Raw genomic sequence first — 14,277 nt, 5'->3', positions numbered from 1 at the left:
TTTTGACTGATTAGATCACTGTAAATATTGGCGAAACTACGACCGTCTGTGTCTTAAAATACCGGATTGATCAGAAAAATAGCTCGGGTTCTCCAAGCATCAAATGCTGCACAAGGAGAATAGTCTTTGCATCACGCAAATTGCCCTGAAGTGCCGCCTCGCCCAACTCGTCAAGGGCAATTTCCTCAACGATGATGTCTTCATCTTCCGCATCAAGTCCACCACCGGCATGGATCTTGTCGTTGAGCGTGTAGCTCGCAAGATAGGCATCAATCTTTTCCGTCAGCGTGCCTGGCGAGGCATAGAAACTTGTCACGTGAAAGAGATCATTCAAATCAAAGCCCAACTCCTCGCGGGCTTCGCGCAGGGCGGCTTCTTCAGCGGTTTCACCCGGATCAACGAGCCCTGCTGCGACCTCCAATATCATCGGATCCCGGTCTCCGTTGGCCAATGGCCCGATGCGCAACTGTCGAACGAGCAGCGCGACGCGACGATCCCGGTCAACAGGCAGAACGCAAATGGCGTGTCCATGGTCGTGGATTTCCCGCTCGACACTGCGCCGGTCACCGGTTGAGTGGTTGTAATCGACCTTGCAGGTATAGAGCTTGATAAAGCCGTCATACTCGAGTGTACGCTCGGAGATCTCGGCTTTGACATTGTCGTGTCGAGGAAGAAAACGGTCAGACATGGGTCTTGTGCCTTTTTGCCCGTTTCATGTGCCCTTGATCATCTAAATGATCTTCCGCAAGGCCATGAAACACATTTGTCTATCCCAAAAGGATGAGCGCGTTACGCGTTGAGCCAACGACACATCTCAAGACGGGTCATTTGGGGCCAAACAGCAGGGCGCGTGCTTCAAATGCGCCGGCGGTTGGACGGCCAAGTCGGCCCGCTGTTTTCGCCAACAGGCTTATCTGATCTTTCTGGGAAGCGAAAGCCTCTCCATTCACACCATGCACATTATAGGCAAAGCCAGCCGCAACATGCCCGCCCAGAGCCAGAGCTGCGCTGAGAGAGGCTGTTTCCCCGGGGCCAAACGCCGCGACAGACCAGACCATCCGGCCCATCAGCCTCTGCTTTTCCAAGGCATTGAGGAAACGCCGCAGATCCTGAGGGTCGCAGTCCGGCTCATCGCCGTCTTCTCCAAGCACGAAGACCAGAGAACGGCAACTTTCGGGAATGATGCCATATTGGCGAAAGGCATAGAACCAGTCGATGTCTCCGGGTTGGTGCATTGCGATCTGAACGCCGATGCCGAGATTTTCGGCCAGATCGAAAAGATCCCGAGCCACAGCCTCGTCGCTTTCATCGCCAGTGCGCGGGAGTATCTGATCAAAGCGAACCTGAATGATATCCGGTGACACATCGCGCAGAAAATCAGCCATCGCTTCTGGGGGGAGGCCCGATCCGGTATCCAGCTCCATCTGCAACAAAAGACCGCTCCCGACCTCGGCCCTGAGTAAATTCATGGCGTCCCGGCACCGGGCCGCGTCAATGCAACAGTTTCCCTTGTCGTCCCGAACCGTGAAACTGAAGAGCGCCGCCCCTGCTTCTTTGGCGGATCGGGCGCATTCAACAAGCTCTTCAAGTCTGGTAGGTAGCCCGAAAGCGTCCCGCTTCGTTCGAACTGGCCCATTTGCCGACATTGTCAATGCCGCCAGTTTCGGCGTTCCGTAGATCATCGTGCCCCCCACTCACTCATATGAACTATATTATGAGACTATAATGCGCCGTGCTCGACCGTCTCAAAATTTAACTATGAAAATTTAATCAGAAACCCTACTTCAAGGGAATCTGTTTTCCTGAAATCAACAACCAATCCGACCCTAATACATTCTTTTTACTTAATGAAAAACACCTATTCCAAAATGTGTGAAAAGTAGACGATCAAGAAACGCGCATCTGGTCATGACCGCGCTTGGGCAGACAGACTTTGCCAAATCGTCCCATCTTTTGTATGAAGGAGACCGTTTGACCCAAATCCGCTAAAGGCCCTTGCACTGCTCCGCGCCGCCGCAGACCCGAGCCGCAGGGAGATGAACCATGAAACTAGATGATCTGCGCCAAGTGCTCTGGGATGCCTATGCCGACCTGTCTCCTCAAATGAAGGTGGCAGCCTCCTACGCCTTGGAAAATCCCGCGGATGTTGCCTTCAAGTCGGTGCGCCAACTGGCAAAGGCCGCTGATGTCCATCCCTCCACCATCGTGCGGCTGGCGCAAGTCGCCGGCTTTTCGACCTATGACCCCTTCCGGGCCGTCTTTCAGGATGGCGTGCAGACGGTGGATGTGCGCCTTGAAGAACGCGCCGCCGCACTTCAGAAAGACGGCCGCTGGGGAGAAGAATCCGATGCGTTCTTCGAGATCGGCAAAGCGACCCTGAGCAATCTCTCAAGTCTGTTCCAGCCGGATACGCAACGGGCGGTGCAAAGGATAGCCAAAGCCATTCTTGACGCCGAACGGGTTTATGTCGCCGGATACCGGTCTTCCTTTGCCTTTGCGCACTATCTTGCCTATGCGGGCAAAATCGCGATGCGCAAAATCGAACTGCTTGAAAGCCCTGATGGCTCGCACTTCGACATGCTCGGTCAAGCCGGCCCCAATGATCTCATCATCCTGTTCACCTTCGCACCCTACGCCTCAGAAGGTGGGCGATTGCTCACCATCGCGAAAAAGCGTGGCTGCAAAATTGCGGCAATCACCGACACCATGTCCTCCCCTGCGGTGCCGCTGTCCGATATGGGCCTGTTCGTTCCCATGACCGGGCCGCAGCTCATCCCGTCTCTGGTGCCCGCTGCTTCGGCCTGTGAGCTTATTCTGGCCGAGTGCGCGCGACTGGGCGGTGCTGAACTGGTCGACAACTTGCGCGCCTTCCGGGATCAGGTTCACGCTGTCGAAGGCTATCTGAGTCCGGTTGAACCAATCTATGATGACGAGGACGAGGGTGCAGAACAGGCGAGGTGACACTTCAGATAGTCAAGCCTTCACCCTTCCTTTACCGAGAAAGGGTTTTTCCGTGGTTTTCCGCAATTTCCACTCCGTAAAACCCTAGTGGAATGGGTCGAAGTTAACGGGGATTGCACGGCTTCGGACCTATCTTTGCGCTCAAAGATCTCTAAACCGGCGCATCAAAATGGTCCCTCAATTCTCAATCAATCCGCGGCTTCGGTCGCTTCTCCGGCCGTCGACAGACCTCTCTTCACCCTCCGGGCTCAAGGCTGAAATCGGAACTGCGGCAACGCAGTCCGAGTCGAAGGCGTTGTTGCACGCCCACTTCAAGGGATGCCACGTTCATTTCGCTTCGGGATGGTCGACGGCGCTCTATGCGGCTTTTCTCGCGCTTGGGCTGGGGCATGAAGACGAAGTCATCCTGCCAGCGCTTGCTCCTGTCGGAATTGCCCATGCAATCCAGCTTACCGGGGCACGACCGGTGTTTGTCGATGTATCGCATGATCATCTCCTGCTTGATCTTGCGGCGGTCGAGGCCGCAATCAGCCCGAAGACCCGGATTGTCGTCGTCTCTCATCTTTATGGCCAGATCGCCCCGACGGAGCCATTGCACGCCCTGCTCGTGGATCGCGGCATCTGCATCATCGAAGATGGCTCAGATGCCTTTTCAGCGCTTGGCGGGGTTGAGTATCCGGCTCAACACAGCGACATGCTCGTATGTTGTCTGCCAGGATTGCGGGAAAGCGAAGGCCACCTTCCCGGCTTCATCGTCACGCGCACCGCACACTATCATCAGCTGCTGTCACTCTGGACACGGCAGAACGACTTCTCTGAGCGTCTCCTAGATGATCCCGCCTCTGGCTGGCCCGATGCCCCTTTGATCGATTTGATCGATGATGTGTGTGAAATCGATGACAAGCGATTGTGTGACGCCATTCATGCAATTGAGGAGATTCAAAAGGGGATCGATCAGCAGGTTGCACGCTATGATGACTTGCTCGCAGAACTTCCGGTCCGGCGTCTTGCCGCGTCTTCTGGAATCAGCCGCCGGCTCGTGAGCTATCCGATTCATGTCGAGGCTGACCATAGAGACTCACTGTTCGAAAAATTGCGCTCCGAAGGATTCGAAATCTATCGCAGCTATCGGAATTTGAGTGATTTGCAGTTTTTCTCCCACCAGGTTTCACAGACATACTGTCCATTGGCGTCAAAGTGGTCTTATGGTGCCCTCAGTTTACCCACAGGGCCTCATATCGGGCGGCGTGAACAAAACTTTTTAGTACAGTCAGTCAAAAATTACTTCTCAGAGTTCAGTTCAAACTGACGCTTTTGGATAAGAATTGACGTTTAATATGTACGCATAGGTAGTAATAAGCCATTAACTTCAATTGCCTGTTCCGTACAGAATCATAAAAGCCCCGCGTGAATTTGGGTATAATTACGCAAATTTCTTTGTTATTGATCAGTCATATTCCAACATAACAGGTTGAACATAGGCGATAAAATCGCATTCAATCTTTTGTGAGTTGATGTCCAAGATGCCACTTTTTCTACCAACCATGTTGCAGCCTTATCCGATCAACTGTAGATTTTCGTTATAGAAGACTAATTTTGGTGGTTTAAAAAGCGGCAACACGAGGTAGACCATGGGGAGACCTAAGGAATTTGATCTCGACAATGTTCTGACAGCAGCAAGCAATTGCTTCTGGGCAGACGGAATTGCGAGAACATCAATCAGTTCGCTGGTAGAGGCAATGAGAATCCAGCGTTCGAGTTTCTACAACAGTTTCAACTCCCGAGAGGGAATTCTTGCAACTGTTCTGGAGCGATATATCGAGGCATCGCCCTTGCGCATGCTGATGAGTCCGACAGTACAGGCGAACCAATCAAAGCCTGATCTGCTGTTGATCGACTTCATCCTCGATTTCAGCAATTTTCTGGCGCAAGAAGGGCGCGGGCGAGGATGCCTGTTCTTCAATGGCCTCAGTGAATTGACGCCACAGGATGAAAATGCCTACGAAATTTATCAGGACTATTATGCCCAACTGGCGGATGGCCTCGATCACGTCATCCGGCGTCTGGAGACGGAAGTTCCGGCCGCAACAGCAAATGGCACGGTCAGTCTTGACCATCTTTTGTGCATTTTCATCGGTCTAGCGCATTTCTCCCGGATTGATCCGACAGAACTGAGACTGGCGAAAATTGGGCTGGACCAGCTCGCAGGATTGTCGCCTCATTTTGCGGCACTCATACGGTCACACAGTCGTCCCATGGAGGCTATTCGCCAATCAGAAGTTGCGGAACGCAGCCTGATGGAGGCCTAAAGCCTCAGCAAGACGACAGCTATTGAAAATCGCCGCTCAACGTGGCGATTTTTTTGTTTCATGCCCTTAGCGCCCTCAGAGCCCTCAGAGCCCTGTGGCGGTTGAGATGTTCACATTTTCTTCTCCTTTTCATCGCCGCACAGTCTCTCAGCTTGATCTTTGGTCATAGCTTCGCCAGTCTCGGCGCGATCTTGGGCAGATAGGCAACTGATTCTGGATCGGACTTGGAATTTCTGGCTATCAAAATCACCGGCAAGAGCCAGCTGGGGGCAACGATGGAATGGTCGCAACAACAGGATGCCGCACTCAAGACGGTCAATGAATGGATTGCGAAGGGTGATGAGCCCATATTCCGTCTGTTCGGCTATGCTGGCACCGGCAAAACCACGCTGGCACGGCATCTGGCCGAAGGGGTTGATGGGACGACGCTTTTCGGGGCCTTCACCGGCAAGGCAGCTCAGGTGCTCAGGCAGAAAGGCTGCCCCGGCGCCAGCACGATCCATGCCATGATCTACCGGCCCGATACCAGCGATGACGACGATCAGGAAAGCGATGTTCCCGCCTTTGTCATCAATCGCGATAGCCCTGCTCATGATGCCGATCTGATCATTATCGATGAATGCTCGATGGTCGACGAAATGCTCGGCTCGGATCTTCTGTCCTTTGGCAAGCCTATTCTCGTGCTCGGAGACCCGGCCCAGTTGCCTCCCGTTTCGGGTGGCGGATATTTCACCGACGCCGAGCCGGACATGATGCTGACGGAAATTCACCGGCAGGCACGGGACAATCCCATTGTGCGACTGGCCCAACAGGTGCGCGAAGGCGAAGAACCGGCCTTTGGCGACTATGGCTCTGTGCAGGTCATCGGTCGGCGATCCCTTGAAACCGAGCAAGTCCTGAGTGCCGATCAGGTGCTTGTGGGGCGCAATGTGACCCGCCAGAAATACAACAAGCGACTAAGAGAGCTGAAAGAATTCGAAGGCCCCTACCCTCAGATCGGGGACAAGCTGGTCTGTCTTCGCAACAATCACCAAAAGGGCCTGCTCAATGGTGGCATCTGGATGGTGGACAAGATCACCAGTCGGGTGGGCAAGGACATCAAGATGCGCGTCTCTCCCGAACTCGGCCACGAATTGTCCGGGCGCGTTCCACTCAAGGTTCCAAAGGTGCTGTTCGAGGAGAGTGGTGGCGAAGTGCCATGGACCGTGCGCAAACAGGGTGACTCTTTCGATTATGGCTATGCGCTAACCGTGCACAAGGCGCAAGGCTCACAGTGGGATGAAGTGATGTTGTTTGATGAGAGCTGGGCATTCCGGGATCATCGCCAGCGCTGGCTCTATACCGGCGTGACCCGCGCAGCAGAGCGACTGACCATCGTTCGATAATCTCAAGACAGAATGATTGATGAAGAGCTGGCCGCCTCAGGCGAAGGCCGTCGGCATCGATACGCCTTGGCCCGGCTGATCGTTCAACCCGTCGCCAGTCCGGCGTGTTACGGCCTCTCTTGGAGCGGGGCCATAATAGGTGTCCGTGCGCACAAAGGGGCGTTCCATCGAGGTGGCCGCAACCATCCTGAAATACATGTCCTTGGCCGAGAAGGGCTTGCGCAGGAACTCATGCACACCCAGCTGTTTGGCTTCCATGATGCGATGCTTTTCGGCATAGGATGATATCATGATGATCGGCACGGTCCCCATCGGGTGATTGGGGTTGCGGACGAGCCGCACCAGTTCCGGTCCATCGAGAATCGGCAGAACCCAGTCGATGATCACGACGTCCGGCGAGAGCTGTTCGAGCTTCTCAAGGCCCACACCACCATCTTCAGCCTCGAAAATTTCTCGCACACCCAATCCCTGCAAGATCGTGCGGATGATCGTGCGCATGTAGGCGCTATCCTCGATCACCAGGACCCTGAGGGCCGAAAGCACTGTTACAGACATTGAATACTCCACACCTTAACGCCACTGACGGAAACTCCCCGCCAGATACATCGGTAGCCTAACTGTAAGCATAAAGCCTTTAAGAATCTTTACTGTGTTTGCTTGAATCAAATCGATTTGCGCCTCGTGTCAAGGCTTTGCCGGTGCGCTGCCGATGTCTGGGAGCTGCATTTTCTTTTGGGCTAGAAGCTTGGCAAGGCTCTGGTTGGGCAAGCTCTTCTCCCTTTCGGCGAGCGTCCTGTACAACGAAGGTCGCATTTTGCTGATGGGCCGTGACAAAAAAGGCGTGATGGCCGCAAAAAGCTCTGTCTAGCGCTGCTTCCTGCGCTTGCAAAAGCCATTGCCAAATGGCAAAACCATCCTAAAATTAAACGCCTTGAAGCAAGATGTCACATTACGCGGCCTTAACAATTTGTAAGGCTTCTAACAATTGACAAAGCCCAAGGCGGCTGCGCAAAGTGAGCAGTAATCAAGCAGTCCAAAGCCATGTCTGACCAACAGGATGCACACCGTCACAACAAGGTGCGTCAGGCTCTGGAGTTGACCGACCGGTTCGCTGTCTGGACCAAAATAAGCGGATGCCAAGTTCCATGAAGTATCTCGAGTTCTTCGAAAATGCCGTCTCGTCTCTGAAGACGGAAAAGCGTTATCGTATATTTGCCGATCTGGAACGGCAGGCGGGCAAATTCCCCCGCGCAATCTGGCGGGCAGAAAACGGACTTGAGAGAGAAATCATGGTCTGGTGCTCCAATGACTATCTGGGCATGGGGCAGCATCCAGCCGTGATCGAAGCGATGAGCGATACGGCGCACAAGATGGGCACGGGTGCCGGTGGTACGCGCAACATTTCAGGCACCAACCATCCGCTGGTGCAGCTTGAGACCGAATTGGCCGACCTGCACAACAAAGAATCCGCTCTGGTCTTTACCTCCGGGTTTGTCTCAAACGAAGCGGCCATTTCGACCATCGCCAAACTGCTGCCCAATTGCCTGATCCTGTCCGATCAGCTCAATCATGCTTCCATGATTGCAGGCGTGAAAAGCTCTGGCGTTCAGAAGCAGCTATGGCGGCATAACGATCTTGAGCATCTGGAAGAATTGCTGGCTGCAGCCGGAACCGAGCGCGCCAAGTTGATCGTCTTCGAATCCGTCTATTCCATGGATGGCGACATCGCACCGATCGAGCAAATCGCCGATCTGGCCGAGAAATACAACGCCATGACCTATATCGATGAGGTCCATGCGGTTGGCATGTATGGCCCACGCGGCGCAGGCATCTGCGAACGCGAAGGCCTGATGGACCGGATCGACATCATCGAAGGCACACTGGCGAAGGCCTTCGGCACACTTGGCGGCTATATCACCGGGAAGTGCGCCATCATTGACGCCGTACGCTCTTATGCACCTGGCTTCATTTTCACCACCGCAATGCCGCCCGCAATCGCTGCAGCGGCCTGCACTTCGGTCCGGCACCTCAAGGACAGCCAGGCCGAGCGTGACGGCCAGCAGCGTCAGGCCGCTCGCACCAAGGCGATGCTGTCAGAGGCAGGGTTGCCGGTGATGCCGTCCGAGACCCATATCGTACCGCTGTTTGTTGGTGATCCCGACCTGTGCAAGAAAGCTTCCGATATTCTGCTTGAGCAACACGGCATTTATATCCAGCCGATCAACTATCCCACCGTACCGCGCGGCACCGAACGCCTGCGCATTACGCCGACACCGTTCCATGACGATCATCTGGTCGATGGCCTGCGGGCTGCCCTCATTGATGTCTGGGAACGCCTCGAGTTGCCTTACATCGAGCCGGGTTCCTTCTACAATCTCAACGAACCTGTGGCTCAGGAGGTATTCGAGGCTGCTGGAGGTTGAGAGAACGGCGAGAGCCGGAACTCCGATGACGACAAGACAGAAACCCCGTCCTGATGGCGGGGTTTTCTTTTTTCAGCCCAATGGTTTGAGGCGCTCGAGATCGAGGCTGCGCGGGGTCAACGCTGTGTCATCACCAATCGGGTGGCGAGCCCCACAAAGACCACCCCCGCGATCCGGTTCATGATGATCTGTGCTCTTTGAGAACTGCGCAACCAGCCGCCGAGCGATCCGGCGGCGATAGCGATGGTGCCGAAGACAAGAATCGTTGCCAATATGAACAGGAGACCGAAAGCGAACAATTGCAGGGACAAGGAGCCGCTATCCGGGTTGGCAAACTGTGGCAGAAAGGCGAGAAAGAAAATGGCAACCTTGGGATTGGTCACATTCATGACAATGCCGCGCCCATAAAGCGCCAACAGACTGACCGGCTTTCCCTTCTCTTCTCGGGTGCCCATCTCTGTGCCTTTTGCGCGAAATGCGCCCCAAGCCAGATAGAGAAGATAGGCAGCGCCCGCGAATTTGAGGATGTTGAAGGCCAGCGTCGACGTCTGGAACAGGACCGCAATTCCGAGGGTGACGGCAGTGGTGTGAACGAGCAGGCCGGTGCATAGGCCCAGCGTCACCATCCAGCCCGCCTTGCGGCCATAGAGTGCCGATTGCGTCAGCACAAAGATATTATCCGGGCCGGGCGCAATGCCCAGCGCCAGAGATGCGGCCAGAAAAACAAGAAGCGTATCAAATGGTATCGACATTGGTCTGAAGAACCGCGTCCGATGTGTCACCGGTCGCCTCGGTCTCTTCTCCTCTTTCTTGGGTGTCACGATAGCGTTTCCAGCTCTGGCGCAACCACCATCCGGCGGCAATTGCGACACCGAACGCTGCGATGAAGCCGATGCCCTGACTTGCCAACTCGGCCAACTCAGTCAGGCGATCGGCAAAGACATATCCCATCATGACATAGACTGTCACCCATGTTGCCGAGCCAAGAATAGAGGCAATCGCGAAATGCTGCCATTTCACTTTCATGGAACCGCACAAAACGCTCATCCACGGCCCAACGGGACTGAAAATGGTGCGCGAGAGGAAAACGGCGAGCATTCCGCGCCGTTTGAACATGTCCTCTGCGCGGTCGATCATGCCATCGATCTTGCTGGATGTTCGCAATCGCGTAATGAGGGGAGACCCCGCAAGTCTGGCAAGACAGTAAGCAGACTGGTCGCCCAGAACGACAGCACAAAAAGCAACCAGCAAGGCCTGATAGAGTTCAAGGTCGTCGGAGGCAGCAAAGGCTCCGGACGACAGAACCAACATGGAAGCGGGGACAGGAATTGCATGACAGCTCAGGAGCACCGTAAAAAACAGAACCCACAGACCGAAGGTCGGGATCAGGGCAAGGATCGCCTCGGTCATGCCTTGCTCTCCCTTTGTTCGGCCTGCCTGTCTTGTATCGGGGTGTTGCCTGGCCTGTCGATCAGAGAGGACTGCGATGCGGGTGCCGGGGGGCGGGTCTGACTTTCATCTTGTGGCTGTTGACCAGACGTCTTGCCAGCCTCGTAGGCACGCTTGGCGGCCCGGACACGCTGCTCGAGTTCCTTGAGCGTGATGCCCATCCTCTCCGCGACATCCTCCAGCTTGATGCGCTTTCCTTCGAAATCCTCAAGCTGCATGACGTCATGGATGACGTCCCGCGGCAAGCGGTAGCTCATCCCGACATATTTGGGTGTCATCCATTTCTGCAGGGTTTCATTGCGATGCGTCGGATCCTGGAAATAGATAAAGCTCATGGCAAAGCGCGCACCAAAGAAGACCAGAACGCACAAAGCCAGAATCAAAGCCGACAGCGCGACAGGCTGCTCTTTCCAGAAATATCGCAGGGCCTTGATCATCCCGTCTTCTCCGAACCACCGACCGTTTCATATTGGTCAGCCATGACGACAGCCCCTACACGATAGACCGAGATGGCCAAGGTGGATACCCCACCTTTTAATTCCGATGGCGACTTTTCATGATCCAAAGGAACGCATTGGGCGGCGCAAGACAGCTCAATCCGCGCTGCTCTGCCCCTTGGCATTGATTTTTGCCTGTTCTTCCGGGCTCAGATCATCATCGTCGAGGATGCGGTAGGCCGCCCCTTGAATGTCTTCATATTGGTTGGTTTTGAGGGACCAGAGAAAAGCGACGAGCCCAAGTCCCCCGAGGAAAAGGGCTACAGGAATGAGAAAAAGCAGAGCGCTCATGTCTTGATCTTCCTTGTCCAAGCATCCCTCTAGGCTTAGCAGGAGTTGGTCTTGGTGAAAATTATAAATATCGCCCCAGTCCATGTCGGGCCGATGTCGGACCGATGTCGGTCAGCGGATCAAAGCTCTCTCATCGGCTTCTGTTCGTTGAGGGCTTCGTCAAAGGCAACGTTATCGGTGAACCACGGATCGCTTCTGGCGCGGGCGCGCAAGGCGTTGAGGGTCACCACCAGACTGGATCCGGACATGGCAAGCGCCGCGATCAGTGGCGTGACAAACCCCGCAATGGCAAAGGGCACGGCAACCATGTTGTAAAGGGTGGCCGCCCAGAGATTCTGCTCCATGATCCGGCGGGCGCGTTTGCCGATGTCGATGACCTGAAGGACGGGAGCCAGTTTCTCACCCAGAAACAGCGCGTCGGCGGCAGCCTGCGAGACATGTGCGGCGGTGACCGGCGAGATGGACACATCGGCGGCGGCCAGCGCGGGGGCATCGTTGAGGCCATCTCCGACCATCATCACCACAGCGCCGTTGGCTTTTTCTGCCTCGATCATGGCGATTTTGTCTGTTGGGGCAATGCCCGCATGGAATGCTTCAATCCCGAGCTTTTCGGCGACGGCGGCAACGGCTTTGGGCTGGTCGCCAGAGAGGATCTTCAGGGCCATGCCCCGCGCCTTCAGGGCTTCAATGACCTCGATGGCATCGGAGCGCAACTGCTGTTCAAGGGCGAAGACTACGGGTGCATTGGATCCATACCGAAAAGCCAGAAGCGATGCGGACGGATGGGCGGCCCTGACGCTCTCGGCCTCCCTTTCTGCGTCACAGAAGGTTGGTGAACCCAGACGGATTTCCGTGCCATCCACCGATGCGGTCAAGCCCTTGCCCTTTTCCTCGCTCGCGTCCGCGATGGGGCGGATGCGGCGATCCATGGCAGCGAGCGCCGCGGACAAGGGATGGCTGGATGATTTGGCGAGCGCGATGGCCAGATTGAGGCTTTCCGGATCACAGGCATCGGGGTTGACGATACCGGGACTGGGGCGCGTCAATGTTCCGGTCTTGTCGAAAACGACGGTGTCGACCCTCGAAAAGCGCTCAAGCGCGTCGGAACGATTGAGCAGCACCTGATTGCGGAACAGCGACCCCGAAGCAACCACTTGCACCGCCGGAATGGCAAGGCCAAGCGCGCAGGGGCAGGTGATGATCAAAACGGAAATCGCAATGACGAGCGAGGGCTGCCAGCCAATGCCCCAGAGCCACCAACCGGCAAAGGTCAGAGCCGAGGCGGTGTGTACGATGGGGGCATAGAGATCGGCTGCGCGGTCTGCCAGCTTGCGGTAGCGCGACCGGGCTTCCATGGCTTCTTCGATCAGGCGATTGACCTCGTCCAGTAGGGTGCCCTTGGCCGCGGCAGTGACCGAGATGGTCAGGCCATTTTCTCCATTGAGCGTTCCGGCATAGACCGCATCGCCCTCGCCCACCTCGATGAGCATGGTCTCGCCGGTCACGAGACTCTGGTCGATTTGCGACGCACCGGCCTCAACAGTGCCATCGACCGAAACCCGCTCGCCGGGGCGCACAAGGACACGATCACCCGGTTCGATCTTGGAGAGCGGCACCTCGCGCAAGGCGCCGTCGCCAAACAGCTTCATGGCCGTCTCGGCTTTCAACGCGGTCAGGTTCTCGGCAAAGGAGCGGGTTTTCAGGCGCATCATCTGATCCAGCCAACGGCCGATCAAAAGGAAGAACAACAGCATCAATGCGCTTTCGAAGTAGGCTTCCTTCTGATGCTGGATGGTCTGGAGGAGCGAGAGGAAGAGCGCAAGGATCACGCCGATGGAAATCGGCACATCCATGTTGAGGTGGCCCTTTCTGAGCACGCGCCAAGCCGAGCCGAAAAACGGCCGACCTGCATAGACCGCTGCAGGCAGCGTGATGAAAGCCGAAAGCCAATGGAAAAAATCACGCGTCTCGGGCGTGATATCCGACACATTGCCCGACCAGACCGAGACGGACAGCAACATGACGTTCATTGCGGCAAAACCCGCAACGGCCAGCGCGCGCAGAAGCCGCTGGTTTTCCTTCTTCTCTTCGGATTTGACGCGGCCGGGATCGAAGGGATGCGCGCCATAGCCAAGATCGTTGAGGCGTATCAGCAGCCTGTCCGGATCCGTCTCGGCTGGATCCCATGTGACGGCAAGGCGATGCGAAGAGAGATTGACGCGGGCGTTGGAGACGCCCTCAAGGTCCATGAGGCCCTTCTCGATGCGCGTCATGCAGGCAGGGCAATAGATCCCTTCGACAGCAAGCGCCAGCTTCTGCTTGCCATCGGGCAGGCTTTCGGAAAAGGCCGACCAATCACGCTCTACAGTGTCCGTTGCCGTCATAGCAAGCCTGCTGATGTCTTTCTTTGCTTGTTGATGCTACTTCAGCGTGACCGTCTGGAGCGTCTGGAACATGACCTCGCTGTCTTCGAGGGCTTCTAGCTTGATGCGCCAGCGGCCCGGGTCAAGCGTGCCTATGGTGCCCTGATACGTGCCGCCGGTCTTGGAAGACAGGGTCAATTGACGGTCAAAGCTTTCTGTCGCAGGACGACCGATATTCGCCTCTATAACCAGATCCGTAATCGGATTGTCCAGCTTGTCGCGCGCCTCGACAATCAGGAAGACGTCATTCTGGCGCCGTTTGAGCTCTATCCCCATCTGCCACTGACGATCTGCCTGAGCCTGCGCTTCCTTGAGGGTGTTGTTGTAATTCTGGCTGGCCTGATAAGGGCTTTGTTCCACCACGCCGGGCCAACTGGTGCTGGCGTAGTAGACGAACGCGCCGTTGGCAGTGAATACCACGGCGAAGAAACCACAGATCCACAGCAACACATGCCAGCCGGTCAGTTTCTTTTCAGAAGCGTCCAGTCTCTGTTGTGCCATTCTTGGGTCTCCGTGCAATTTTTCAGGGGTCATTTTGC

Annotated in this window: 15 protein-coding genes; 5 read left to right on the top strand and 10 right to left on the bottom strand. The window is 55.7% G+C overall.

All coding sequences use genetic code 11. The annotated features are described in order from the left end of the window. Nucleotides 1–70: 70 nt before the first annotated feature. Together CPH65_RS10970 and CPH65_RS10965 are read right to left on the bottom strand one after the other, a co-directional pair. On the bottom strand, nt 71–688 hold the full coding sequence (locus CPH65_RS10970) for an NUDIX domain-containing protein (RefSeq protein ID WP_096173507.1): 618 nt from the start codon (nt 686–688) through the stop codon (nt 71–73). A 136-nt stretch (nt 689–824) separates the two neighbouring features. Continuing rightward, on the bottom strand, nt 825–1,682 hold the full coding sequence (locus CPH65_RS10965; RefSeq protein WP_096173506.1) for a 3-keto-5-aminohexanoate cleavage protein: 858 nt from the start codon (nt 1,680–1,682) through the stop codon (nt 825–827). Nucleotides 1,683–2,043: 361 nt separating this feature from the next. On the opposite strand from CPH65_RS10965, the gene CPH65_RS10960 reads away from it, so the two are divergent. After that, complete coding sequence (locus tag CPH65_RS10960; protein WP_096173505.1) at nt 2,044–2,961, top strand: MurR/RpiR family transcriptional regulator; 918 nt, start codon at nt 2,044–2,046, stop codon at nt 2,959–2,961. Between the two features lie 235 nt (nt 2,962–3,196). Here CPH65_RS10960 and CPH65_RS24555 read toward each other — a convergent pair whose 3' ends face one another. Continuing rightward, nucleotides 3,197–3,448 carry a hypothetical protein gene (locus CPH65_RS24555; protein WP_244574685.1) on the bottom strand — a complete coding sequence of 84 codons (252 nt, stop codon included), beginning with the start codon at nt 3,446–3,448 and terminating at the stop codon, nt 3,197–3,199. Here CPH65_RS24555 and CPH65_RS10955 point away from each other — a divergent pair. The 3 genes from CPH65_RS10955 to CPH65_RS10945 all read left to right on the top strand — a co-directional run bounded on the left by CPH65_RS10955 (nt 3,344) and on the right by CPH65_RS10945 (nt 6,655). Beyond that, on the top strand, nt 3,344–4,270 hold the full coding sequence (locus tag CPH65_RS10955) for a DegT/DnrJ/EryC1/StrS family aminotransferase (protein ID WP_244574632.1): 927 nt from the start codon (nt 3,344–3,346) through the stop codon (nt 4,268–4,270). The genes CPH65_RS24555 and CPH65_RS10955 overlap by 105 nt on opposite strands. A gap of 322 nt (nt 4,271–4,592) precedes the next feature. Next, the gene (locus tag CPH65_RS10950) at nt 4,593–5,270 is read left to right on the top strand and encodes a TetR/AcrR family transcriptional regulator (protein WP_096173503.1); all 678 of its coding nucleotides are present in this window, start codon (nt 4,593–4,595) and stop codon (nt 5,268–5,270) included. Between the two features lie 275 nt (nt 5,271–5,545). Then, nucleotides 5,546–6,655, top strand: coding sequence for an ATP-dependent RecD-like DNA helicase (locus tag CPH65_RS10945; protein ID WP_096176361.1), 1,110 nt, complete (start codon nt 5,546–5,548; stop codon nt 6,653–6,655). A gap of 36 nt (nt 6,656–6,691) precedes the next feature. Here the strand turns inward: CPH65_RS10945 and CPH65_RS10940 are convergent, their stop codons facing one another. Continuing rightward, nucleotides 6,692–7,210 (bottom strand): response regulator transcription factor, encoded by a 519-nt coding sequence (locus CPH65_RS10940; RefSeq protein WP_096173502.1) that lies wholly within the window; start codon nt 7,208–7,210, stop codon nt 6,692–6,694. 590 nt (nt 7,211–7,800) lie between these two features. On the opposite strand from CPH65_RS10940, the gene hemA reads away from it, so the two are divergent. Continuing rightward, nucleotides 7,801–9,078 carry a 5-aminolevulinate synthase gene (gene hemA, locus CPH65_RS10935; protein WP_096173501.1) on the top strand — a complete coding sequence of 426 codons (1,278 nt, stop codon included), beginning with the start codon at nt 7,801–7,803 and terminating at the stop codon, nt 9,076–9,078. A 116-nt stretch (nt 9,079–9,194) separates the two neighbouring features. Here hemA and CPH65_RS10930 read toward each other — a convergent pair whose 3' ends face one another. The 6 genes from CPH65_RS10930 to CPH65_RS10905 all read right to left on the bottom strand — a co-directional run bounded on the left by CPH65_RS10930 (nt 9,195) and on the right by CPH65_RS10905 (nt 14,239). Next, on the bottom strand, nt 9,195–9,830 hold the full coding sequence (locus CPH65_RS10930; RefSeq protein WP_096173500.1) for a LysE family translocator: 636 nt from the start codon (nt 9,828–9,830) through the stop codon (nt 9,195–9,197). Further along, entirely contained in the window at nt 9,814–10,488 is a 675-nt protein-coding gene (locus CPH65_RS10925) for a DedA family protein (protein WP_096173499.1), read from the bottom strand. The genes CPH65_RS10930 and CPH65_RS10925 overlap by 17 nt, the downstream gene beginning before the upstream one ends. Further along, on the bottom strand, nt 10,485–10,964 hold the full coding sequence (locus tag CPH65_RS10920; RefSeq protein ID WP_096173498.1) for a hypothetical protein: 480 nt from the start codon (nt 10,962–10,964) through the stop codon (nt 10,485–10,487). Before CPH65_RS10920 ends, CPH65_RS10925 begins: the two co-directional genes overlap by 4 nt. Nucleotides 10,965–11,120: 156 nt before the next feature. Then, nucleotides 11,121–11,315, bottom strand: coding sequence for a cbb3-type cytochrome oxidase assembly protein CcoS (gene ccoS, locus CPH65_RS10915; protein ID WP_096173497.1), 195 nt, complete (start codon nt 11,313–11,315; stop codon nt 11,121–11,123). 119 nt (nt 11,316–11,434) lie between these two features. Next, entirely contained in the window at nt 11,435–13,699 is a 2,265-nt protein-coding gene (locus CPH65_RS10910) for a heavy metal translocating P-type ATPase (protein WP_096173496.1), read from the bottom strand. Nucleotides 13,700–13,735: 36 nt separating this feature from the next. Further along, nucleotides 13,736–14,239 (bottom strand): FixH family protein, encoded by a 504-nt coding sequence (locus CPH65_RS10905; protein WP_157747623.1) that lies wholly within the window; start codon nt 14,237–14,239, stop codon nt 13,736–13,738. Nucleotides 14,240–14,277 lie beyond the last annotated feature (38 nt).

It is taken from the genome of Cohaesibacter sp. ES.047, assembly GCF_900215505.1.
Classification (GTDB): Bacteria; Pseudomonadota; Alphaproteobacteria; order Rhizobiales; family Cohaesibacteraceae; genus Cohaesibacter.
Note: the sequence above shows the minus strand (reverse complement) of the source record. Positions and strands in the feature narration are given on the sequence as shown.

Bases quoted from the DNA above. Each gene is read 5' to 3' on its own strand.
- CPH65_RS10930 (WP_096173500.1), bottom strand. From the start codon at position 9,830: ATGTCGATACCATTTGATACGCTTCTTGTTTTTCTGGCCGCATCTCTG.
- hemA (WP_096173501.1), top strand. From the start codon at position 7,801: ATGAAGTATCTCGAGTTCTTCGAAAATGCCGTCTCGTCTCTGAAGACG.
- CPH65_RS10945 (WP_096176361.1), top strand. From the start codon at position 5,546: ATGGAATGGTCGCAACAACAGGATGCCGCACTCAAGACGGTCAATGAA.
- CPH65_RS10970 (WP_096173507.1), bottom strand. From the start codon at position 688: ATGTCTGACCGTTTTCTTCCTCGACACGACAATGTCAAAGCCGAGATC.
- CPH65_RS10920 (WP_096173498.1), bottom strand. From the start codon at position 10,964: ATGATCAAGGCCCTGCGATATTTCTGGAAAGAGCAGCCTGTCGCGCTG.
- CPH65_RS24555 (WP_244574685.1), bottom strand. From the start codon at position 3,448: ATGCGATACATCGACAAACACCGGTCGTGCCCCGGTAAGCTGGATTGC.
- CPH65_RS10910 (WP_096173496.1), bottom strand. From the start codon at position 13,699: ATGACGGCAACGGACACTGTAGAGCGTGATTGGTCGGCCTTTTCCGAA.
- ccoS (WP_096173497.1), bottom strand. From the start codon at position 11,315: ATGAGCGCTCTGCTTTTTCTCATTCCTGTAGCCCTTTTCCTCGGGGGA.
- CPH65_RS10940 (WP_096173502.1), bottom strand. From the start codon at position 7,210: ATGTCTGTAACAGTGCTTTCGGCCCTCAGGGTCCTGGTGATCGAGGAT.
- CPH65_RS10960 (WP_096173505.1), top strand. From the start codon at position 2,044: ATGAAACTAGATGATCTGCGCCAAGTGCTCTGGGATGCCTATGCCGAC.
- CPH65_RS10950 (WP_096173503.1), top strand. From the start codon at position 4,593: ATGGGGAGACCTAAGGAATTTGATCTCGACAATGTTCTGACAGCAGCA.
- CPH65_RS10905 (WP_157747623.1), bottom strand. From the start codon at position 14,239: ATGGCACAACAGAGACTGGACGCTTCTGAAAAGAAACTGACCGGCTGG.
- CPH65_RS10925 (WP_096173499.1), bottom strand. From the start codon at position 10,488: ATGACCGAGGCGATCCTTGCCCTGATCCCGACCTTCGGTCTGTGGGTT.
- CPH65_RS10965 (WP_096173506.1), bottom strand. From the start codon at position 1,682: ATGATCTACGGAACGCCGAAACTGGCGGCATTGACAATGTCGGCAAAT.